The organism is Mycolicibacterium palauense (assembly GCF_002592005.1).
Taxonomy (GTDB): Bacteria; Actinomycetota; Actinomycetes; order Mycobacteriales; family Mycobacteriaceae; genus Mycobacterium; species Mycobacterium palauense.
The window spans coordinates 1-22,097 of the sequence record NZ_NVQF01000040.1 but is presented as its reverse complement, the minus strand read 5'-3'; the positions used below and the strand labels follow the sequence as shown (position 1 = coordinate 22,097).

Here is a 22,097-nt window from a genome sequence, read left to right as displayed (position 1 = left end):
TACTGCTGGTGACACGTACCGCGCACGTCCTCGACCAGCTGGGATTCCGCTACCTGGAACAGTCCGACGAGCGTCTGGTCGTCGAGATGGACAACCGGCCCGACCTGGCGAACATCCGCGGGGCCCTGCAGGGCGGGTTGGTCGCCACCCTGATCGACATCGCCGCGGGCAAACTCTGCGGCGACCGCGTCGGCCCGGATCGCGATGTCACCACCGCCGACCTGAACATCCACTACCTGGCGCCGATCCTCGACGGTCCGGCACGGGCGACGGCCACGGTGGTCCGCGCCGGCCGCCGGCTGATGGTGACCGCCGTCGACGTCATCGACGTCGGCCGCGACCGGCTGGCCGCCCGCGCGACGCTGACGTTCGCCGTCCTGGAACCGCGCTAGACCACACCGCGCTCGACCAGACCGTGCTCGACCACACCGTGCTCGACCACACCGTCTAGGCGCCGGTCACCGAGATCGCCGCCAGCGCGGTGTGCACCCGCCGTGGCAGATCGCCGCCGTGAACCAGCCAGTCGTCGAGCGAGACGCGCACCGCCGCCATCGCCAGCGCACCGATCAGCCGCGGCCGGGGATCGCCGGCGCCGAGCCCGGCGATCCGCGGCGCGATCAGTCCGGCGATCGCGTTCTCGTAGCGCACGTAGACCTGTAGTGTCCAGGCACCCAGCGCCGGGGAACTGCGGGTGAGCGTGGCCAGATCCCGGATCTGGTCGGCGATCCCGGAGAATCCGGCCGCCATGTCCTCGAACGCGGCCAGGACGGCCTCGGTGGCCGACAGCTCCGGCGGTGCGGCCGCGAGCGCGGTGGTGATCAGGCGCAGCCAGTGCCGGGTCATGCCCTCGGCGACCGCGTCCTCCTTGGAGCTGAAGTACCGGAAGAAGGTGGCCCGGCCGACACCGGCGGCCTCGGCGATCCGGTCGACGGTGGCACCGGTCAGCCCCTCGGCACCGACCAGCGCAACCGACGCGTCGGCGATGCGCTCTCGGGTTGCCGCCCGCTTCCGCACGTTCGGTGACCTGTGCGGAGACGCGTTCGGTGAGGCCGGCCCGGACATCGGCCCACTATGCCACGACCGCGATTCACCGAATCCCGCATGAGACGACGCCACCGAATGAGACTATGTCTCATTCGGAGTTTCAAAGTGGGCCTCAAAGTGGGCCTCAAAGTGGGTTCCAGAGTGGGCCCCAGAGAGGACAACGGGGTGAGCGACGACACCGCACCGCAGGCCACCGCCGCCTGGCGATTCGTCCGGTCCATGCTCGACGACGTCACCGCGACCATCACCGCCGACGCCGAGAACGAGCGCGAGCTACTCGAGGGGCTGCGGGTCATCGCGCGGGTCTCCTCGCTGTGCGCGCAGCTGTCCGTCGAGGCCGACCCCTGCCACCCCCGCTTCTTCGACATGTGCCCGCCGAACCGGATGGTCGGCGGCCCCAACCCGGACGGCAACTACTACCTGGCGATGATCCGGGGCGACCGGGGCTACCGGATCACCGGGAGCCGCGGCACGTCCGCCTACCTGGGACTGCAACTGCTCGCCGGCACCGGGCTGACCCCGCGACGAATGGCCGGTTACCTCAGCGACTCCGACCTGACGCTGGACGGCGGCGCGTTCCATCTGGTGCTGGCGGGCCGGCGGCCGCCCCCGGAGGTGCTGGCCGGCGCGCAGTTCGTGCCGATCCCCGACGACGCCTCCTCCATCGTGGTCCGCGAGTACATCGGCGACGCCGCCGCCGAGTGTCCGGCGACGCTGAGCATCGAGGCCCTCGACACGGTGCAGCCCGACACTGTGCAGCCCGGGGCCGACCCCGCTCCCCCGCTCACCGACGAGGACCTGGCCGACCAGTTCTCCGCCCTGGCCTGGACCCTGATGAAGCTGACCACCCTGCACCGCACGATCAGACCGGAGCTGCTGGAGACCCCCAACACCCTGATGACGGCCGAGGCGGCCGAACTGGGCTCCGCCGAGACCACTCCGGACAACCTGTACATGATCGGAACCTTCCGGCTGGCTCCCGGGCAGACGCTGGTACTGGACATCACCCCGCCGGCCACCCGCTACTGGAACGTGACGCTGGAGAACATCTGGCACGAATGCCTGGAACCGGCCGTCCGGCACAGCTCGGTGACCAACCGCGCCCTCGAACCGGGCGCCGACGGCCGCGTCCGCATCGCCGTCTCCGATCGCGACCGCGGGCTGGGGCACTGGCTGGACACCGGCGGGCGCCACCGCGGATTCGTCGTCATCCGCTGGCTGGACAACCCGCACCCGCCCGCGGTCACGGTGTCGCTGGAGCAGGCGGCGGCGCGATGACCCAGAGCACCGCGCGGCGCTTCGATCCCGACCGGCTCGTGGAGCAGGCCTGCGAAACCGCCGGCAGCGACGACTTCGGTGGCGAGGAGGCCGGGGCCCAGAGCTGGCGCGACGGCCTGCAGGTGCTCACCGATGACCTGGTGAGTGGGGCCCGGCTGTCCCCGCTCGGTGTCGAGATCGCCCACGCCGACCTGATCCGGGCCCTGGTCAACCGGCTGCAGGTCGTGGCCTGGCGCAATGCGCATCCGGCGATCGCTCGCGAACCCGTCACCCGCCCCATCGTCATCGTCGGCCAGCCGCGCACCGGCACCACCATCCTCTATGACCTGCTGGCCCAGGATCCCGACCTACGCCCGCCGCTGACCTGGGAAGTCGACAACCCGTGCCCCGTGCCCCGGCCGGAGACCTACCGCGACGACCCCCGCATCGCCACCACCCAGGCAGCCATCGAGATGTCCGAGCAGATCGTGCCCGGGCTGCTGGCACTGCATCCGATGGGCGCGCTGGTCGGACAGGAATGCGTCCGGATCTTCGCCAGCGAGTTCACGTCCATGATCTTCTCGGTGCAGTACCGGCTGCCCCGCTACTACCGTTGGCTGCTCTACGAGGCCGATCATCGTCCGGCCTACCGGTTTCACCGCCAGTTCCTGCAGCACCTGCAGTCCGGGGTTCCCGGGCAGTGGCTGCTGAAGTCCCCGGCACACCTGTGGCAGCTCGACACCCTGGCCGCCGAGTACCCCGACGCCCTGATCGTGCAGACCCACCGCGACCCGCTTCGGGTGCTCGCCTCGATCGCCGCGCTGACCCATCACCTGCGCCGGCTGGCCTCCGAGGAGTCCTCGATCGCCGAATGCGCCGCCCAGTCCTACGAGGAGATCCTGGTGGGTCTGGAACGCGAGATGGCGCTGCGTGACTCGGGCGCGCTGCCGCCCGGCCGGGTGACCGACGTGCTGTACGGCGATTTCATGGCCGACCCGCTGGCCACGGTCGCCTCGATCTATGACCGCCTGGGCCGCGAGCTGGCCCCGCAGACCGAGCGGCGGATGCGGACGTACCTGGCGGCCCACCCCGGCTCCCCCTCCGGTTCCCACGCCGGCCCGGGGGGCGGTGGGTACCGCTGGGCCGACACCGGCCTGGACGCCGACGAGGTGCGCGAACGGGTCAGCGCCTACCAGGACCGCTACGGTGTGCCCAGCGAGGACATCCCCTAGCGGCCCGTGCCGCCGGGCCGCTCAGCCGCCGCGGCGCAACCGCCACGACTTCCTGGGGCCGCGGATGTCCACCGAGCCGCAGACCATCTTGCCGGTGAGGATCACGTGCGGGCGGCCCTCGGCCGGCGCATCGGCGCGGTGATCGGCGGCGCTGCCGACGATCACCTCGACATCGTCGATCGACGCGCTGGCCCCGTCGGGCAGGCGCAGCTCCAGTGAACCGAACTTCATGTCGAGCTCGATCACCACGATCGGCCCGGCGAAGCGTGCCCGGGTGAGGTCGAGGTTGACCGAGCCCACGCGGCGGACCAGCGCCAGCCGCGTCGGCACCGTCCACTCCCCCTGACGCTTCAGCGAGCCGAGGACTCCGCGCAGTTCCACCCGGTCGGTCCCCGACGTCACGATGGCGCCCGGCCCGGGCAGGTCGCCGACGAGGACGTCCAGGTCGGCGCGCATCCGCGCCGAGGACACCTGCGCCGAGCGCTCCTCGAACTCCTCGATGTCGATGAGCCCCAGAGCGACGGCGTTGTGCAGGCGCCGCAGGGTGCCGTTGCGGTCGGCGTCGGAGATTCGCAGCGCCGGAGAGTGATCGTCGATGCCGGTCACGAGACTTCCTCGCACTTTCTCGGGTGGCCAGCTGCCCACGCAGCTACAGGCCAACCTACCGACTGTTCACGTCAGGTAGCCCGGGGGCAGGCTGTCGAGCATCTGCTTGGTCATCCGCACCGCGTACTCGGAGCTGCCGCCGCCGACGATCAGCGCGGCGAAGGCCATGTCACCGCGGTACCCGGCGAACCACGCGTGTGAGCCACCCTGGAACTCCGCCTCGCCGGTCTTCCCGCGCACGTCACCGGCCTCGGCGATGTCCTTGGCCGTGCCGTTGGTGACCACCAGCCGCATCATCGACCGCAGGCCGTCGAGCATCTCCGGGTTGACCGGCGGGGTGTCCCCGGTGGTGATCTCGGTGGGCCGACCCACGATCAGTTGGGGTACGGGGGTCTTGCCGGCCGCCACGGTGGCCGCGGCCATCGCCATGCCGAACGGGCTGGCCAGCACCTTGCCCTGGCCGAACCCGTCCTCGGTGCGTTCGGCCAGATCCACCGTCGGCGGCACCGATCCGGTGACTGTGGGCAGTCCGTCGACGATGTAGTCGGCCCCCAGGCCGAACTGCGAGGCGGTGTCGGTCAGTGCGCGCGGCGGCATCCGGCTGGCGAGTTCGGCGAACGTCGTGTTGCACGAGTTGGCGAACGCCTTGGACATCGGGACGGTGCCCAGGTCGAACTTGTTGTAGTTCGGCACGATCCGGTGCCCGATCTCGGCTGAACCCGGGCAGCCCAGCAGGGTGTTGGGGGTGGCCATGTTCCGGTCGATCGCCGCGCTGGCGGTGACGATCTTGAACGTGGACCCGGGGGGATACAGACCCGTGGTGGCGACCGGACCGTCGGCGTTGGCGGCGGCGTTCTGCGCCACGGCCAGGATGTGCCCGTCGGAGGGCCGGATGACGACCAGCATCGCCTTGCGCCCCTGCCCGTCGACGGCGCGCTGGGCGGCATCCTGAACCGCCCGATCCAGCGTCACCGAGATCGACGGCGCCGGTGAGGGTGCCACCTCGTGCAGGACCGCGACGTCCACGCCGTTCTGGTTGACGCTGACGACGCGCCAACCCGCCTCGCCGTCGAGCTCGTCGATGACGGCCTTCTTGACCTGGCTGACGATGGCCGGCGCGAAGTGGTCGTCGGTGGGCAGCAGGTCGGCCTGCGGGGTGACGACCACACCGGGCAGGGCGGCGATCGCCGGGGCGACCCTGTCGTTGTCGTCCTTGCGCAGGGTGATCAGGTTCATCGGCCCGTTGTGGGCGCTGGCCTGCTCGGCGAGCCGTTGCGGGTCGAGGGTGTCGTCGAACGGCCGCAGGGCGTCGACGACGGCCCGCGAGGTCGACATCAGCGCGCGACCGGCCCGTGCCGCGTCGAGTTCGTAGTGGTAGAGGTTGCCGGGGACCAGGATGTCGCTACCGCCCAGCTCGTTGACCGATGCCCGCCGCGGCGGCTCCGCGCGCAACTCCAGGGTCTGGTTCTCACCGAGCTTGGGGTGCAGACCCGTTGCGGTCCAACGGACTTCCCACTTGCCGTCGTTCCGGATCATGTTGAGCCGGCCGTCGTAGCTCCAGGTCCGGTTCTTGGGCAGATGCCAGGTGTAGCGATAGTCGACGGCGCCGGTGTCCTCGGTGTAGCGCGACCCCACGATCTGGGCGTCCAGATGCCGGGCCTGCAGACCCGACCATGCCGCGTTGAGCGCGATGCGGGCGTCCTCGGGGCGGTCGGACAGATCGGCCGCCACCGCCGTGTCACCGTCGGCCAGTGCCGCGAAGAACCGCTCGGCCGTCGGGGTCGGGCCGTCGGGCCGGGGAGTGCAGGCCGGCAGCGCCGCCGTCAGCAGGGCAGCCGCGGCGAACGCCGTGACTCGTGTGACTAGTGAGGCGCAAGTAACCATCGGGGCTGATGTTAGAGCCGTTGGCGTTGATAACGGTTGAGGCACACCGATGTCTCGTACCGAACTCGCGGCATTCACTTGGCCCGGTCACCCCTGGCATTCACTCGCCGGCCGGCGGCATTCACTCGGTAACCAGAGCGATGAATCGGCGGGAAACTCGCTCCAGGTACCGAATGAACGGCAGGGATGGGTGCCGGGACGCCCGTCAGTCCAGCAGCACGGTGGCGAACGTGCCCACCTGGGTGAAACCCACCCGCGCGTAGGCCGCCCGGGCCACGGTGTTGTAGCTGTTGACGTACAGGCTGGCGATGCGGCCGCCCGCAACCACCGATCTGGCCAGCGTCGCGGTACCCGCGGCACCCAGGCCCAGGCCCCTGCGCTCGGGATGCACCCACACGCCCTGGATCTGGCCGACCGACGGAGACTGCGAACCGACCTCCGCCTTGAAGATCACCTCGCCGTGCTCGAAACGCGCCCACGCCCTGCCCGCGGCGATCAGGCCCGCCACCCGGCGCCGATAACCGCGCCCCCCGTCACCGAGGCGCGGGTCGATGCCGACCTCGCCGATGAACATGTCGATGGCGGCCACCAGGTAGGCGTCGAGTTCGTCGATGCGCACCGGCCGTACCGCCGGGTCGATCGCGCAGACCGGCATGGTGCTCAGCGCCAGCAGCGGCTGGTCCTCTCGCACATCGCGCGCCGGGCCCCACACGCTTTCCAGGCGCTGCCACATCGGCATCACCAGCTCGGCCCGGCCCACCAGCGACGAGCAGCGTCGCGGTGAACTCATGGCCTTGTCGGCGAATGCGTGCAGATCGGCGGCCGCGCCCCGCAACGGGACCAGGTTGGCGCCCGCATAGCACAACGACTCGTCGGCCCGGCGGCGCGTCCACAACTCGCCGCCGATGGCGTGCGGGTCGATCCCGTGGTCGGCCACGCGCGCAGCCACCATGCACGAACCCACCGGGTCGTCGTCGAGAACCCGTCCGACCGCGGCCGCGTCGCGCACCACCGACACCCGTCGCTCGTCGACAAGGCGAAACAGCGGTGGCGCCGACATGGGGACTCTTTCTGCGACGGCGGTCTCCGACTACCGCCTTCCGCCCATCAGCTTACGGTCACTACAGGCGAACCGCTGCCGTCTGGGTCGCGTTCCTCGGCGAGTCGCATGGCCTCTTCGATCAGGGTCTCGACAATTTGGGCCTCGGGCACCGTCTTGATGACCTCGCCCTTGACGAAGATCTGGCCCTTGCCGTTGCCGGAGGCCACGCCCAGGTCGGCCTCGCGGGCCTCGCCCGGACCGTTGACGACGCAACCCATCACCGCCACCCGCAGCGGCACGTCGAGGCCGTCGAGCCCGGCGGATACCGCGTTGGCCAGCGTGTAGACGTCGACCTGCGCGCGTCCGCACGACGGGCACGAGACGATCTCCAGCCCCCGTGGCCGCAGGTTCAGCGACTCGAGGATCTGCACGCCGACCTTGACCTCCTCGACCGGCGGGGCCGACAGCGAGACGCGGATGGTGTCGCCGATGCCGCGCGACAGCAGCGCCCCGAAGGCCACCGCCGACTTCACGGTTCCCTGGAATGCGGGGCCGGCCTCGGTGACCCCCAGGTGCAGCGGGTAGTCGCACTTCTGCGCCAGCAGCTCATAGGCGGCGACCATGATCACCGGGTCGTTGTGCTTGACGCTGATCTTGATATCGCCGAATCCGTGCTCCTCGAACAGCGAGGCCTCCCACAGCGCCGATTCGACGAGCGCCTCCGGGGTGGCCTTGCCGTACTTCTCCAGGAAACGCTTGTCCAAGGAACCGGCGTTGACGCCGATCCGGATCGGAATACCCGCGGCGCCGGCGGCCTTGGCGACCTCCTTGACCCGCCCGTCGAACTCCTTGATGTTGCCGGGGTTCACCCGCACCGCCGCACACCCGGCGTCGATGGCCGCGAAGATGTACTTGGGCTGGAAGTGGATGTCGGCGATGACGGGGATCTGCGACTTCGCGGCGATCGCCGGCAGCGCGTCGGCGTCCTCCTGACGCGGGCACGCCACCCGTACGATGTCGCAGCCGGCGGCGGTGAGCTCGGCGATCTGCTGCAGCGTGGAGTTGATGTCGTGGGTCTTCGTGGTGCACATCGACTGCACCGAGATCGGGTGTTCGCTGCCCACACCCACGTCACGCACCATCAGCTGACGGGTTTGGCGCCGCGGCGACAGGGTCGGCGCCGGCGGTGCCGGCATCCCAAGGCCGATGCTGGTCACTTCATCTCCAAAGTTCGCGTGTGTTGCTGCACGGTCTGGCCCGCCCGGCTACTGGAACAGCCGAATGGGGTTGACCAGGTCTGCGGTCACCGTCAACGCCATGTAGCCGACGACCACCACGAGCACGACATAGGTGGCCGGCATCAGCTTGAGGTAGTTGACCGGCGCCGCTGCCACCAGTCCGCGCGCGCTACGGACCATGTTACGGACCTTCTCGAACACCGCGATGGCGATGTGACCACCGTCGAAGGGCAGCAGGGGCACCAGGTTGATCACGCCGAGCACGAAGTTCAGCTGCGCCAGGAAGAACCAGAAGGCCACCCACAGCCCGTGATCGACGGTGTCACCGCCGATGATCGAGGCGCCCACCACGCTGATCGGCGTTTCGGGGTCCCGATCACCACCGCCGATGGCGTGCACCAGTGCGCCGACCTTCGTCGGGATGGCGGCCAGTGACTTGCCCAGTTCCACCGCCAGGTCGCCGGTGAACACCACGGTTGCCGGTACCGCGGCCACCGGGCCGTACTGGGTGGGGCCGATATCCGGCGCGGCCACCCCGATGGCCCCGACGCTGGTAGGTGCCGGCGCACCCCCGTCGGCGCCCGGCACGAACCGCTGGGTCTGGGTGACGTCGACGATCGTGGTGAATTCGTGCCCGTCACGCTCGATGACGAACGGCGTCGGCCCGGTCAGCTTCTGCGTCGCGGTGACCAGCTCGTCGAAGTTGGCCACGTCGGTGTCACCGACCTTGACGATGGTGTCCCCGGCCTCGATGCCGGCCAGTGCGGCCGGGCCCGAGCCGGTGCACTCGCCCAGTTCGCCCCGGGTGACCTCGGGAGCCACGCAGGCCGTCTGCCCCACCACGGCCGTGGTCGGCGGGTGCAGGTTCGGCAGCCCCCAGACCACGGCAATGGCATAGAGGATCACGAAGCCGATGACGAAGTTCATGCCGGGGCCCGCGAAGAGCACCGCGACGCGCTTCCAGGTCTTCTGCCGGTACATGGCGTAGGGCCGCTCGTCGGGTTCGAGCTCCTCCACCGAGGTCATACCGGCGATGTCGCAGAAGCCGCCCAGTGGCACCGCCTTCACCCCGTACTCGGTGTCCCCGAGCCGGTTGGCGCGCCGGGTGGACCACAGTGTCGGACCGAATCCGACGAAATAGCGGCGCACCTTCATCCCGGTGGCCCGGGCCACCCACATGTGCCCACACTCGTGCAACGCCACCGACACCAAGATGGCCAGGGCAAACAGCACAATGCCGATAACGAACATCATCGCGCCGGCAGAACCTCCTGTGCAGCCGTCATGAGGGCCCGTTGCGCCCGGTCCCGGGCCCAGCGATCCGCTTCGAGTACATCGTCAACGGTAGCCGGTGGCACCGACCAACCGTCGGCAGCGCGCAGGACCTCGTCGATGGTGGCCACGATGCCCGGGAAGCGGACCCGCCCGGCCAGGAAGGCCTCGGCGGCCTCTTCGTTGGCCGCGTTGTAGATCGCGGTCATGCATCCGCCGCTGGTCCCGGCGTGGCGGGCCAGGTCCACCGCGGGAAACACCGCGGCGTCCAACGGCTCGAACTCCCAGGTGGACGCGGTGCTGAAGTCACAGGGCAGCGCGGCGCCGGGGACCCGCTCGGGCCAGCCCAGCGCCAGCGCGATGGGCAGCTTCATGTCCGGCGGGCTGGCCTGCGCCAGCGTGGACCCGTCGGCGAAGGTGACCATCGAGTGCACGATCGACTGCGGATGCACCACGACGTCGATGCGGTCGTAGGGGATGCCGAACAGCAGGTGCGTCTCGATCAACTCCAGCCCCTTGTTGACCAGCGAGGCCGAGTTGAGCGTGTTCATGGGTCCCATGGACCAGGTGGGGTGGGCGCCGGCCTGTTCGGGGGTGACGCCCTCCAGCGCTTCGGCGCTCCACCCCCGGAAGGGTCCGCCGGAGGCCGTGAGCACCAGGCGCGCCACCTCCTCGGGACGCCCACCGCGCAGGCACTGCGCCAGGGCCGAATGCTCCGAATCGACGGGGACGATCTGGCCCTCGGCCGCGGCGGCGAGCACCAGCGGCCCACCGGCGACCAGCGACTCCTTGTTCGCCAGGGCCAGGCGGGCACCGCCGGTCAGCGCGGCCAGCGTCGGACGGAGCCCGAGGGCGCCCACCAGGGCGTTGAGCACGACATCGGCCTCGGTCTCCTCGACGAGGCGGGTCGCCGCGTCGGGGCCGGCGAAGGTGACGCCCCCGATCCGCTCGGCTGCGGCGGTGTCGGCGACCGCGACGTTGCCCACGCCGGTCTGCGCACGCTGCGCCGCCAGCAGCTCGGCGCTGGCCCCGCCGGCGGCCAGCCCGACGACCTCGAACCGATCGGGGTTGGCCGCGATCACCTCCAGGGCCTGGGTTCCGATCGACCCGGTGCTCCCGAGAATCAGGACCTTCAGGCGCCGGTCCGGCGGCGAACTCAGCGGGGTGGTGGACACCGCTCCATTGTGCCGCCTGACCGCCGTCATGGGGCGGGCGGTACACGAGCGTGACCTAATCCCCACCCGGTGGTTCCCGTCCCGTAGTGGGGCGGGGGTGGCTCCCGGCCCCGGTCGCGGCGGCCGCCGGGCAAATGCGCCGGTTGCGGATCCCCCTGGCCCCGTCGCGCGGAGCTCCCGCCGGGAGAACCTCCGGGAAGTTCTTACGTGAATGTGACATCACCGGGCGCCACCCGTCCGGGACCGCGCCCGCCGCGAACCCCGGATGACCGTGCACACCGATTCACTGTCGAGAAAAGGAGCGAGCCAACGATGAATCGTATTCTCCGACACGTTCTGACCGCAGGGGTGGCCGGCGCGGCCGCCCTCAGCATGGCGGCGTGTTCCAGCAGCGGCGAGACCACCGGATCCACGACGGAGGCCACCTCTACGTCCGGGACGTCGGGAGCCTCGGTGACCACCGCGAGCACCAGCACACCGATGACTCCCGCGGCTCCCGCGGCTCCGGCGGCAAACCTCGTCGGCTCCGGGTGCGCCGCCTACGCCGAACAGGTCCCGTCGGGGCCCGGTTCGGTCGAGGGGATGAGCACCGCGCCGGTGACTGTCGCCGCGTCGAACAACCCGATGCTCACCACGCTCACCCAGGCCCTGTCGGGCCAGCTCAATCCCGACGTCAACCTGGTGGAGACGCTGGACTCCGGCCAGTACACGGTGTTCGCCCCGACCGACGACGCGTTCGCCAAACTCGACCCGGCCACCATCGATCAGCTCAAGACCGATTCCGGCCTGCTCACCTCGATCCTGACCTACCACGTGGTGCAGGGTCAGGCGGCTCCGGACGCCGTCGCCGGCGAGCACGAGACGCTGCAGGGCGCCCCGGTGACCGTGACCGGGGCCGGCGATGATCTCAAGGTCAACGACGCCGCCCTGGTGTGCGGTGGGGTGCAGACCGCCAACGCCACGGTGTACATGATCGACACGGTGTTGACGCCGCCGGCCTCCTGAGCGGGTCCCCGATCAGGTGGGGCAGCCCGGACGCCCCCGACCCGGGCTGCCCCGCCGTCATTCCGAACGGCCGGCACCACGATTGGCACCGGCCGTTCGGCGCGAGTGTGGCCCGTGAGTGGCCGCAAGTGCGGCCGTGAGTGCGGCCGTGAGTTCGGCTAGGCCTGCGGCGGGAAGTGTTCGGCCCAGTGCCGTGCGATATCGACGCGGCGCGCGACCCAGACCCGGTCATGCGCCTGCACATGGTCGAGGAACCGTTCCAGCGACGCGGTGCGCGCCGGCCGACCGGCCAGCCGGCAATGCAGGCCGATCGACAGCATCTTGGGTGCACCGGCCTCACCCTCGGCGTAGAGCACGTCGAAGGCGTCGCGCAGATAGGTGAAGAACTCGTCGCCGGACGGAAACCCGCTCGTCGACACGAACTTCATGTCGTTGGTGTCCAGCGTGTAGGGCACCACGAGGTGGTCGCGGCCCTCCACCGTGGTCCAGTACGGCAGATCGTCGGCGTAGGAATCGGAGTCGTAGAGAAACCCGCCGTGCTCGACGACCAGACCGCGGGTGTGCGGGGAGTCCCGACCCGTATACCAACCCAGCGGTGGCGCGCCGGTGAGCTCGGTGAGAATCCGCACGGCCTCGGCCATGTGCGCACGCTCGGTGTCGACGTCGACCAGCTGGTAGCTGATCCACCTCAACCCGTGGCAGGCGATCTCGTCGCCGCGGGCCAGAAACGCGCGCACCGCTTCGGGATTGCGGGCCAACGCCATCGCGACACCGAACACCGTCAGCGGTAGTTGCCGCCGGTCGAACACCCGCAACAGTCGCCACAGGCCGGCTCGCGAGCCGTACTCGTAGAGCGTCTCCATGCTCATATGCCGGTTCGGAAACGCCTGTGCGCCAGCGATCTCCGACAAGAAGGTCTCCGAGCCCGCATCGTTGTGCAGGATATTGTTCTCGCTGCCCTCCTCGTAGTTGAGCACGAACTGCACGGCGATCCGCGCATCACCGGGCCAGCGGGGGTGCGGCGGGGTGGGACCGTAGCCGATCATGTCGCGCGGGTAATCGCCAGCCATGGACTGCATTCTGGCAGGAGCACACGATCAGTGCGGCTCGGCCATTCCCGTCATCTCCGGCGTGGGACGGGTGAAACCGCGCGTCAACCAGAGCAGATAGGCCGTACCCAGGGCCGCCCAGGAGCCCCCGACCACGAGCGCGTCGGCGTCGAGATGGACCAGCAGATAGACGTCGACGGCCGCACCGACGAGCGGCAACAACAGGTAGCGCCATGCGGGCAGCGGCTCGCCGCGGTGACGCAGGAAGTAGGCCACCACCGACAGATTCACCAGCGTGAACGCGCTGAAGGCGCCGAAGTTGATGAACGACGTGGAACTCGAGACGGTCAACGACAACGCCGCCAGCCCGATCACCCCGGTCAGCGCGATGTTGAACACCGGGGTGCGGAATCGGGCCGACACCATGCCGAAGAGGCGGCGGGGCAGCACGCCGTCACGCCCCATCGCATAGAGCAGCCTGGACACCGCCGCCTGCGCGGCCAGCCCGGAGGTGAACTGGCCGATGACCAGGGCCGCCAGGAATACCGATCCGAACAGCGCCCCGCCGACGGTGCGGGCGATGTCCTCGGCCAGCGAATCGGCATCGGGGAAACTGCTGCCGGGTGCGATGAGGCTGACCACGTATGCCACCACCACGAAGATCGCCCCGCCGATGAGGGCCACCAGCACGACCGCACGGGGCACCGTCCGGGCCGCGTCGTGGGTCTCCTCGGTCAGGGTGCTCACCGCGTCGAAGCCGAGGAAGGAGTAGGCCGCCACCGCTGCGCCGGCGGCGATCGCCGAGAAGCCGCCGTCACCGACGAACGGCCGCAACGACAGCAGCGAGGTGTCGGATGCGCCCAGCAGGTGCCCCACCGTCAGCGCCACGAACAGCGCCACGATCAACAACTGGAAGCTCATGAGAGCGAAGTTCGCCCGGTCGGCCACCTTGAGGCCGACTACGTTGAGCGTGGTGGTGACGACGATGAAGGCGAGGATCCACACCCAATGCGGCACGCCGGGGAACTGCTGTCGGAGATAGGAACCGCCGATCAGCCAGATCACCAGGGGAAGGAACAGGTAGTCCAACAGGATCGCCCAGCCGACCAGGAAACCCAGTCTCGGGTCCAGGGCCTTGCGGACATAGGTGTAGGCCGATCCGGCCACGGGGAAATGGCGCGCCATCAGGCCGTAGCTGAGCGCGGTGAACAGCATCGCCACGGTCGCCAGCAGGTAGGACCCGGCGCTGGCCCCACGGGAGCGTTCGGCGATCACGCCGAAGATGCCGAGCACGATGATCGGTGTCATGTAGGCCAGCCCGAACAGGACCGCCGCGCGAAGGCCAAGCGTCTTCTGCAATGCCGCTCCGGCAGAACCAGCCATCGCCTGACAACCTACGGTGCCCGGCCCGGCCCCGCGCTCCCGTTTCCGCCGGGTCGCCAACGGGCAGTCTGTCTGCCATGACGACCGCCCGTCGCGTGTTGTGGTTCCGTCGCGACCTGCGGCTGGCCGATCTGCCCGCGCTGCTCGACGCCGCCGCCGACGACGCCGAGGTTCTGGCCTGCTACGTCCTCGACCCCCGGCTCAAGGCCCGCTCCGGCGCCCGACGGCTGCAGTTCCTCTATGACTCCCTGCGGGAGCTTCACTCCGCGCTCGACGGACGGTTGCTGGTCGCCCACGGCCGGCCCGAAGCCCGCATTCCCGCGGTGGCCAGGGCCGTCGGCGCCACCTCGGTGCACGTCACGGCAGACTTCACCCCCTTCGGCCGGCGCCGCGACGACGCGGTCCGCGAGGCGCTGGGCGACATCACGCTGGAGGAGTCCGGGTCGCCGTACCTGGTGTCGCCCGGCCGGGTCACCAAGGACGACGGCGAGCCGTACAAGGTCTTCACCCCCTACTACCGGCGTTGGCTCGAGCACGGCTGGCGGGCGCCCGCGCGCACCGGCGCCGGCCGCGTCCGCTGGATCGACCCGGGCGACGCCGCACCGCGCCGGGGGCTGGGCACCAACCACCACATCCCCGACCCGGGAACGCAGCTGGAACTGCCCGCCGGTGAGCGGGCGGCCCGCCGGCGCTGGCGGGCATTCGTCGAGAACGGGCTGCAGCGCTACGCCGAGGATCGCGACCGCCCCGACATCGACGGGACCAGTCGCATGTCGGCCTATCTGCACTTCGGCAACATCCACCCCCGCACCATGGCCGTCGACCTGACCGGCGACTCCCCCGGGCGGCACGCCTACCTGCGTGAATTGGCCTTCCGGGACTTCTATGCCGCCGTGCTGGCACAGTGGCCGCGCAGCGCGTGGTGCAACTTCAACACCGACTTCGACGCGATCGAGGTCGACGACGGCGCGGCCGCCGAGCAGTCCTACGCGGCCTGGAAGGACGGCCGGACCGGATTCCCCATCGTCGACGCCGGGATGCGGCAGCTGCGCGCGACCGGCTTCATGCACAACCGGGTACGGATGATCGCCGCCTCGTTCCTGGTCAAGGATCTGCACCTGCCGTGGCAGTGGGGCGCCCGCTGGTTCCTGGACCAGCTCGTCGACGGCGACATGGCCAGCAACCAGCACGGCTGGCAGTGGGCGGCCGGCTGCGGCACCGATGCCGCGCCCTACTTCCGGGTGTTCAACCCGGACGCCCAGGCCGGCAAGTTCGATCCCGACGGGGCCTACGTCCGGCGCTGGATCCCCGAACTGGGAACGGCCGACTATCCCGACCCGATGGTCGACCACCGCGTCGAACGCACCGAGGCGTTGCGGCGCTACGGCCGGATCAGCTGAGCTGCGCCCGTGGCGGTGTGCCAAAATGTTCGGTATTCGTCAGTCCGATCGTGAGGAGTTGCCGTGGTCAGCACCGAGGTGGAGCGCAACACCGACGTCGATACCGCCGACGTTCCCTCGGCCAAATGGGGCTGGAGCAAGATCAACTACCGGACCTGGCATATCACCGGGCTGGTCATCATCGGGTTCCTGCTGCTGCTGATGCACGGCAACCACGTCGGCAAGGTCGAGGACATCTTCCTGCTCTGCTTCGCCGCGCTGGCCGCGTTCATCCTCATCCGCGACTGGTGGGGCCGCCGCCGCGGCTGGATCCGCTAGCTCCGGCTACCCGCCTCCTGAAGTCGGCGGCCAGCTGTCCGCACGCACCCCTCCAACGACCCGCGCTCCAGCTACCCGCCTCCTGTAGTCGGCGGCCAGCTGTCCGCACGCATCCCCTCAACGACCCGCGCTCCAGCTACCCGCCTCCTCCGTCGGCGGCCAGCTGTCCGCACGCCGCCGCGATCTCGCGGCCACGGGTGTCGCGCACCGTGCACGACACTCCCCTGGCTCGCACGCGACGGACGAACTCCCGCTCCACCGCTTTGGGACTGGCGTCCCACTCGCTGCCCGGCGTCGGGTTCAGCGGTATCAGGTTGACATGCACCAGCGGGCCGAATGCGCCGTGCAGCCGCTTCCCCAGGAGATCGGCCCGCCACGGCTGATCGTTGACGTCACGGATCAGCGCGTATTCCACCGAGACCCGTCGGCCGGTGACGTCCGCGTAGTAGCGCGCGGCGTCCAGCGTCTCCGAGATCGCCCACCGGTTGTTCACCGGTACCAGCGTGTCGCGCAGCTCGTCGTCGGGGGCATGCAGCGACAGCGCCAGCGTCACCCCGAGCCGCTCGTCGGCGAGCCGGCGGATCGCCGGCGCCAAACCCACCGTCGACACCGTCACCGAACGCGCCGAGATGCCGAAGCCGTCCGGCGGCGCCTCGGTGATCCGGCGCACCGCGGCGACCACGCGCCCGTAGTTGGCCAACGGCTCACCCATCCCCATGAACACCACGTTGGAGAGCCGGCCGCCGGCGAACTCGTCGCGCATGGTGGCCGCCGCCGCACGGACCTGCTCGACGATCTCGGCGGTCGACAGGTTGCGGGTCAGGCCGCCCTGGCCGGTTGCACAGAAGGGACAGGCCATTCCGCACCCCGCCTGCGAGGAGATGCAGACCGTGTTGCGGTCCGGGTAGCGCATCAGCACCGACTCGAACGTGGCCGCGTCGTGCGCGCGCCACAGCGTCTTGCGGGTCTCCCCGGCGTCACACTCGATCTGACGGGCCGCGGTCAGCAGAGGCGGAAAAAGCGCCGCGGCCACCTGGGGCCGCAGAGCGGCAGGCAGATCGGTCATCTGCTCGGGATCGGCGACCAGCCGGCCGTAGTATTGCTGGGCCAGTTGCTTGGCGCGAAACGACGGAAGCCCCAGTTCCGCCACCGCGGCGGCACGGCCCGCCGCGTCGAGGTCGGCCAGGTGGCGTGCCGGCAGGCCGCGCCGCGGCGCCTCGAAGACCAGTTGCGGCTTGCCGCCCGTCATGCCGACGCCCTCTCGCTCAGCTCCTCGCTGCGCAGCACGTCGTGCACGGCTGCGTCGACGGTGTCCAGCAGGTCCCGGTCCGCCCCGGGACGGCCGCGCACGAACACCGATGCACGGTTGGCGGCGGGCAGACCCTCGGCAACGCACAACCCGTCGGGAAGCCGGCCGATCATCGGCAGCAGTGCCACCCCCAACCCCGACCGCACCGCCGAGACCAGTCCGGACAGGTCGGAACACTCGGCGGCGATCTCGTAGGGCACACCGATGCCCTCCAGCGCGGCGAAGGTGGGTTCCCGCAGGGTGCAGGGCTCGGAGTAGATCACCACCGGCAGCGGGCGCTGCTCCGGTACGACGAAGTTTCGCGCCGAAATCCACTTCAGCGCCACCATTCCCGATGCGTTCGAACGGTCCCAGCCCGCACCGTCCAGCAGCACCGCCACGTCGACGGCGCCGTGCTCGATGGCATCGGCCAGCGCGACATTGCGGTCCAGGCGGAAGCGGATCCGCCACTGCGGCAACCGTTGTCCCAGCGCCTCGGTCAGCCCCGGCAACATCACGTCGGCGCCGTGCTCGGTCGCTCCGATCAGCAGCACCTTGTCTTCGACTGCCCCCAGTTCGGCCAGTGCCGAGTCATGGACGGCCAGGATCCGGCGGGCGTGGACGACGAGCCGGTGACCGAGCTCGGTGAACACCATTCCGCGGCCGGCCCGCTCCATGATGGGCGCGCCGACCACGGTCTCGACGCGGCGGACATGCTGGCTGACCGCCGACTGGGTCAGGTGCAGCACCGCGGCGGCACGGTGAAACCCGCCACAGTCGGCGACGGCCACCACGCTGCGCAGCGGTGCGATATCGAGGACCTGACTCACGACGCACAAGGTACTCCGATCAGGAAATCCGATCAATCTCGCCGACAGGGGCGACCGAATGCGTGATGAGTGATCACGAATCATAATCAATAGTGATCGAGAATATTCGTTGGACCGGGCGCCGCTGTGGTCGCCACGATGAGCCCATGCATCGGCCCCGCATGACCGCACAGACCGCATCGGCGGTGACGTTCTTCTATGCCCTGGGGTACCCGGTCGGCGCCGCCGCCGTCGCGGCGATCTCCCCCATGGCCGTACTGGTGTTTCGGTTCAGCCTGGCCGCAGCCGTTCTCGGCGTCTGGACCCGGCTGGCCGGCGCGCCGTGGCCGCGCGGCCGCCAACTCGGCCACGTGGCCGTCACCGGCCTGTTGATGCAGGCCGTCCAGTTCTGCTTTCTGTATCTGGCCATCCAGCGTGGCGCACCGGCGGTGCTGTGCGCCGTCGTGATCGCGATGAACCCGGTGGCCACCGCCCTGGTGGGTGCGGTCTTCCTCCGGGAGCGGCTCGGCCTGCGCAGGCTCGTGGCGCTGGCCCTGGGCGTCTCGGCGGTGGCAGCGGCGTGCGCCAGCCGCCTGGCGGCCGAACACGGGGTGGACCCGGTGCTGGCGCTGCTGCTGGCGGCGCTGCTCGGGCTGGCCGCGGGCGGGGTCTACCAGCAGCGGTTCTGCGCCGGGGTCGACTTCCGCGCCGCAAGCGCCGTGCAGAATGCGGTGGCGCTCGTGCCGGCGACCGCGCTCGCCGCGGCGATGCCCTTCGAGATCCACAACGGGGCCCACGCGGCGGTCGCGATCGCCGCCGTGGTGCTGCTCAACGCGACCCTGGCGGTGTCGCTGTACGTGCGCGCCATCAACGTGCACGGGGCCGCGGCGGTGTCGATGCTCTTCTGCGTGATCCCGGCGGTGGCGGGTGCGCTGTCGTGGGTGATGCTGGGCCAGCGGGTGGACGCCGGCGTCGGGATCGGGCTGCTGCTGGGCGCGGCCGCGTGCTGGCTCAACGCGCGCGACTCAGGCCAGCAGCGACAGCACGATCCAGGTCGCGGCCGCCGACGGCAGGATGGAGTCGATGCGGTCCATGATGCCGCCGTGCCCGGGTAGCAGCGTGCCCATGTCCTTGATGCCCAGGTCGCGTTTGACCTGCGACTCGACCAGGTCGCCCATCGTGGCGGTGAGCACCAGCATCAGTCCGAGGGGCACGCCCACCCAGGCGGGCTTCTCCAGCAGGAACGTCACCGACAGCACCGCGGCGGCGGTACCGCACACCAATGATCCCGCGAAGCCCTCCCACGACTTCTTGGGACTGATCGCCGGGACCATGGTGTGCTTGCCGAACAGCACGCCGGCGGTGTAGCCGCCGATGTCGGAGAACACCACGGCCAGCAACATGCAGAACACCCGCGCCCAGCCGTCGTCGGGGTAGATCAGCAGGACGCCGAAGGCCCCGAAGAGCGGGACCCAGGCCGCCAGAAACACCGTCACCGACACGTCGCGCAGGTAGTTCTGCGGGGTGCTGCGCAACCCCTGGCCCAGCAACCGCCAGATGAAGCACACCAGCACCGTGCCGCCGAACCCGCCCAGCGCTCCCGTCGCGCCGAACGGCCAGGTCAGCCAGATCATGGCCTGGCCACCGAGGAGCAGTGGAACCAACGGGATGGCGTAGCCGCCGTCACGCAGCCGGCGGACCACCTCGTGGGTGGCGATCGCGATCGCCACGGCGACGATGCCGACCCACACGTGGGGAGCGAACAGCAGGGTGACGATGAGCCCGGCACCGAGCACCACGCCGACCGCGATCGCGGCGGGCAGATTGCGGCCGGCCCGCGATTTCTTCGGCGCGGGACCCGTCCCGGACGCTGTGTCGTCCACTCCGTCCGATGTGCCGGTCTCGGTCTCTGCCACGGGTTGACTGTGCTGTGGGTCGTCTAGACCTCCAGCAACTCGCCTTCCTTGTGCTTGACCAGCTCGTCGATCTGATGGACGTACTGATGGGTGCTCTTGTCGAGATCCTTCTCGGCCCGCGAGACCTCGTCCTCGCCCGCCTCGCCGTCCTTCTTGATCCGGGTGAGCTCCTCCATCGCCTTGCGGCGGATGTTGCGCACCGAGACCTTGGCGTCCTCACCCTTGGCCTTGGCCTGCTTGACCAGCTCGCGGCGCCGTTCCTCGGTGAGCTGGGGAATGGCCACGCGGATGATGGTGCCGTCGTTCGTCGGGTTCAGGCCCAGGTCGGAGTTGCGGATCGCATCCTCGATATTGCGCAGCTGACCGGCCTCGTAGGGCTTGATGACCACCAGACGCGCCTCCGGCACGTTGATGCTCGACAGCTGCGTGATGGGTGTCATCGACCCGTAGTAGTCGATGTTGATCCGCGAGAACATCCCCGGGTTCGCCCGACCGGTGCGGATAGACGACAGGTCGTCGCGGGCCACCGACACGGCCTTTTCCATTTTCTCCTCGGCATCGAAGAGAGCCTCGTCGATCACGGTGTCATCTCCCGTCGCTCCTACTCGCCCTACCGGCACCGTCAGCCGGCGACCAGTGTCCCGATCTTCTCACCTGCGACGGCACGGGCGATATTGCCGTCGGTGAGCAGGTTGAACACCAGAATCGGCATGCCATTGTCCATGCACAGGCTAAACGCTGTGGCGTCGGCCACTCGCAGACCCCGGTCGATGACCTCGCGGTGGGTGATCGAGGTGAGCAGCTCGGCCTCGGGGTTCTCCCGCGGATCGTCGGTGAACACGCCGTCGACCGCCTTGGCCATCAGAACCACCTCGGCGCCGATCTCCAGGGCGCGCTGCGCGGCCGTGGTGTCGGTGGAGAAGTAGGGCAGCCCCATTCCGGCCCCGAAGATCACCACGCGCCCCTTCTCGAGGTGCCGGCGGGCCCGCAGCGGGATGTACGGCTCGGCCACCTGCCCCATGGTGATCGCGGTCTGCACCCGGGTCTGGATGCCCTCTTTCTCCAGGAAATCCTGCAGGGCAAGGCTGTTCATCACGGTACCGAGCATGCCCATGTAGTCCGAGCGGGTACGTTCGAGCCCACGCTGCTGCAGTTGGGCGCCGCGGAAGAAGTTGCCGCCGCCGATGACCACCGCGACCTGCACGCCGCTGCGGACCACCTCGGCGATCTGGCGCGCGACCTGCGACACCACGTCGGGGTCCAGGCCGACCTGGCCGCCGCCGAACATTTCACCGCCGAGCTTCAGCAGGACCCGGGAGTACTTCGGGCGAATCGACGACGCGACTCCGTTGGTGCTGGACTCCCCCATCGAAATCTCGGCCTCCTCGCGTGGCGACGCCGTCCCGGAGTGCGCCGGGACACTGGCTCCATCCTGCCTCATGAGGGCCGCCCCGGGTCGACGGGGGTGAATCCGCGGGCACGGGACGGTTGTGTTCGGATGAGCAGGCACCGAGATCCGTCGACGACGACCGGCGCCGGTCCACGGCGTCGACCGGCGCCCCGGTCTGCGCATCACCGCGGCGTCAGCCCCGCCCGCCGGCGCGCGCGGGCCCACTCCCCTCTGCGCTGACCGCGACGGTCACGCCGCCGACGATGTCGACGGTTCGGCCCGCAGCGGCGTGCCCCCGCCCCGGGACACCCCGACCCTTCGGGTCCAGTCCGTGACCGTGGGTGTCGTCGGGGGTGTGAAAGTCACTGGAATCAAAAGCCTTTCCGTGATCCAGGCTCGGGTCGGCGGAGATCAGGGGCACCGATCCACTCGCAGTCTGTAGTCCTCCTCGAACTGCTGCACCAGGCGGCGATTGAACTCACCGGGACCACCGAACGCGTGACCTCGAAGTTCCCCTCGGACCCCGCCGCGCCTAGGGCGTGTCTGCTTAATGTGAATGGTGTTGTGCTTGATGCTGTTCAGGTGATCCGGGCTGATGTGATTTCTGATGATTTGTGGTCGTTGATCGAGCCGTTGATGCCCTCGGGGCGGCGGCGCGGTCGTCCCTGGAATGATCATCGGCGCACGTTGGAAGGCATTATCTGGCGTTATCGCACCGGATCTCCGTGGCGTGATCTGCCCGAGCAGTTCGGTGCTTGGCAGTCGGTGGCCGAACGGCATCTGCGCTGG

The 22,097-nt window shown here is 69.7% G+C and carries 22 protein-coding genes; 8 read left to right on the top strand and 14 right to left on the bottom strand.

Translation table 11 applies throughout. The features are described from left to right. Positions 1 to 8: 8 nt before the first annotated feature. Positions 9 to 392, top strand: a complete 384-nt coding sequence (locus CSR00_RS16635) for a PaaI family thioesterase (protein ID WP_407662461.1) — start codon at positions 9 to 11, stop codon at positions 390 to 392. Positions 393 to 447: 55 nt separating this feature from the next. Here CSR00_RS16635 and CSR00_RS16630 read toward each other — a convergent pair whose 3' ends face one another. After that, a complete protein-coding gene (locus CSR00_RS16630; RefSeq protein WP_099023524.1) occupies positions 448 to 1,062 on the bottom strand; it encodes a TetR family transcriptional regulator in 615 nt (204 codons plus the stop codon). A 201-nt stretch (positions 1,063 to 1,263) separates the two neighbouring features. Here CSR00_RS16630 and CSR00_RS16625 point away from each other — a divergent pair, with 201 nt between their 5' ends. Then, positions 1,264 to 2,322 carry a DUF1214 domain-containing protein gene (locus CSR00_RS16625; protein ID WP_099023547.1) on the top strand — a complete coding sequence of 353 codons (1,059 nt, stop codon included), beginning with the start codon at positions 1,264 to 1,266 and terminating at the stop codon, positions 2,320 to 2,322. Next, complete coding sequence (locus CSR00_RS16620; protein WP_099023523.1) at positions 2,319 to 3,533, top strand: sulfotransferase family protein; 1,215 nt, start codon at positions 2,319 to 2,321, stop codon at positions 3,531 to 3,533. The genes CSR00_RS16625 and CSR00_RS16620 overlap by 4 nt, the downstream gene beginning before the upstream one ends. A gap of 21 nt (positions 3,534 to 3,554) precedes the next feature. On the opposite strand, the gene CSR00_RS16615 is transcribed toward CSR00_RS16620, so the two are convergent. The 6 genes from CSR00_RS16615 to dxr form a co-directional block, all read right to left on the bottom strand. Next, the gene (locus CSR00_RS16615; protein WP_099023522.1) at positions 3,555 to 4,139 is read right to left on the bottom strand and encodes a DUF1707 SHOCT-like domain-containing protein; all 585 of its coding nucleotides are present in this window, start codon (positions 4,137 to 4,139) and stop codon (positions 3,555 to 3,557) included. A gap of 66 nt (positions 4,140 to 4,205) precedes the next feature. After that, on the bottom strand, positions 4,206 to 6,023 hold the full coding sequence (locus tag CSR00_RS16610; protein WP_099023521.1) for a penicillin-binding transpeptidase domain-containing protein: 1,818 nt from the start codon (positions 6,021 to 6,023) through the stop codon (positions 4,206 to 4,208). Between the two features lie 205 nt (positions 6,024 to 6,228). Continuing rightward, positions 6,229 to 7,083 (bottom strand): GNAT family N-acetyltransferase, encoded by an 855-nt coding sequence (locus CSR00_RS16605; protein WP_099023520.1) that lies wholly within the window; start codon positions 7,081 to 7,083, stop codon positions 6,229 to 6,231. 47 nt (positions 7,084 to 7,130) lie between these two features. Then, entirely contained in the window at positions 7,131 to 8,282 is a 1,152-nt protein-coding gene (ispG, locus tag CSR00_RS16600) for a flavodoxin-dependent (E)-4-hydroxy-3-methylbut-2-enyl-diphosphate synthase (RefSeq protein ID WP_099023519.1), read from the bottom strand. A gap of 48 nt (positions 8,283 to 8,330) precedes the next feature. Next, positions 8,331 to 9,557 carry a M50 family metallopeptidase gene (locus CSR00_RS16595; RefSeq protein ID WP_099023518.1) on the bottom strand — a complete coding sequence of 409 codons (1,227 nt, stop codon included), beginning with the start codon at positions 9,555 to 9,557 and terminating at the stop codon, positions 8,331 to 8,333. Further along, on the bottom strand, positions 9,554 to 10,780 hold the full coding sequence (gene dxr / locus CSR00_RS16590; protein WP_099023517.1) for a 1-deoxy-D-xylulose-5-phosphate reductoisomerase: 1,227 nt from the start codon (positions 10,778 to 10,780) through the stop codon (positions 9,554 to 9,556). The genes CSR00_RS16595 and dxr overlap by 4 nt, the downstream gene beginning before the upstream one ends. Positions 10,781 to 11,062: 282 nt before the next feature. On the opposite strand from dxr, the gene CSR00_RS16585 reads away from it, so the two are divergent. Next, positions 11,063 to 11,755 carry a fasciclin domain-containing protein gene (locus CSR00_RS16585; protein ID WP_099023516.1) on the top strand — a complete coding sequence of 231 codons (693 nt, stop codon included), beginning with the start codon at positions 11,063 to 11,065 and terminating at the stop codon, positions 11,753 to 11,755. Positions 11,756 to 11,913: 158 nt separating this feature from the next. Here the strand turns inward: CSR00_RS16585 and puuE are convergent, their stop codons facing one another. Further along, entirely contained in the window at positions 11,914 to 12,825 is a 912-nt protein-coding gene (gene puuE / locus CSR00_RS16580; protein WP_099023546.1) for an allantoinase PuuE, read from the bottom strand. A gap of 27 nt (positions 12,826 to 12,852) precedes the next feature. Beyond that, positions 12,853 to 14,187: an APC family permease gene (locus CSR00_RS16575; RefSeq protein WP_099023515.1), complete on the bottom strand. Its 1,335-nt coding sequence runs from the start codon at positions 14,185 to 14,187 to the stop codon at positions 12,853 to 12,855. A 77-nt stretch (positions 14,188 to 14,264) separates the two neighbouring features. Here CSR00_RS16575 and CSR00_RS16570 point away from each other — a divergent pair, with 77 nt between their 5' ends. Both CSR00_RS16570 and CSR00_RS16565 read left to right on the top strand, forming a co-directional pair. Next, on the top strand, positions 14,265 to 15,587 hold the full coding sequence (locus tag CSR00_RS16570; protein WP_099023514.1) for a cryptochrome/photolyase family protein: 1,323 nt from the start codon (positions 14,265 to 14,267) through the stop codon (positions 15,585 to 15,587). A gap of 63 nt (positions 15,588 to 15,650) precedes the next feature. Continuing rightward, positions 15,651 to 15,905 (top strand): DUF2631 domain-containing protein, encoded by a 255-nt coding sequence (locus CSR00_RS16565; protein WP_099023513.1) that lies wholly within the window; start codon positions 15,651 to 15,653, stop codon positions 15,903 to 15,905. A gap of 136 nt (positions 15,906 to 16,041) precedes the next feature. On the opposite strand, the gene rlmN is transcribed toward CSR00_RS16565, so the two are convergent. Beyond that, on the bottom strand, positions 16,042 to 17,154 hold the full coding sequence (gene rlmN, locus CSR00_RS16560; protein ID WP_099023512.1) for a dual-specificity RNA methyltransferase RlmN: 1,113 nt from the start codon (positions 17,152 to 17,154) through the stop codon (positions 16,042 to 16,044). Then, on the bottom strand, positions 17,151 to 18,023 hold the full coding sequence (locus tag CSR00_RS16555; protein WP_099023511.1) for a LysR family transcriptional regulator: 873 nt from the start codon (positions 18,021 to 18,023) through the stop codon (positions 17,151 to 17,153). Before CSR00_RS16555 ends, rlmN begins: the two co-directional genes overlap by 4 nt. Before the next feature lie 161 nt (positions 18,024 to 18,184). Between CSR00_RS16555 and CSR00_RS16550 the strand changes: the two genes are divergently transcribed. Then, a complete protein-coding gene (locus CSR00_RS16550; protein WP_099023510.1) occupies positions 18,185 to 19,117 on the top strand; it encodes a DMT family transporter in 933 nt (310 codons plus the stop codon). On the opposite strand, the gene CSR00_RS16545 is transcribed toward CSR00_RS16550, so the two are convergent. Genes CSR00_RS16545 through pyrH form a run of 3 tightly spaced genes read right to left on the bottom strand, consistent with a single transcriptional unit; the run spans position 19,028 to position 21,287 of the window. Continuing rightward, on the bottom strand, positions 19,028 to 19,918 hold the full coding sequence (locus CSR00_RS16545) for a phosphatidate cytidylyltransferase (protein WP_407662460.1): 891 nt from the start codon (positions 19,916 to 19,918) through the stop codon (positions 19,028 to 19,030). The genes CSR00_RS16550 and CSR00_RS16545 overlap by 90 nt on opposite strands. A 23-nt stretch (positions 19,919 to 19,941) precedes the next feature. Continuing rightward, on the bottom strand, positions 19,942 to 20,499 hold the full coding sequence (frr, locus tag CSR00_RS16540) for a ribosome recycling factor (RefSeq protein ID WP_099023509.1): 558 nt from the start codon (positions 20,497 to 20,499) through the stop codon (positions 19,942 to 19,944). A 41-nt stretch (positions 20,500 to 20,540) separates the two neighbouring features. Continuing rightward, complete coding sequence (gene pyrH, locus CSR00_RS16535) at positions 20,541 to 21,287, bottom strand: UMP kinase (RefSeq protein WP_099023508.1); 747 nt, start codon at positions 21,285 to 21,287, stop codon at positions 20,541 to 20,543. 603 nt (positions 21,288 to 21,890) lie between these two features. Between pyrH and CSR00_RS30195 the strand changes: the two genes are divergently transcribed. Then, the coding region (locus tag CSR00_RS30195) for a transposase (protein WP_245906149.1) at positions 21,891 to 22,097 on the top strand (207 nt) is incomplete at its 3' end.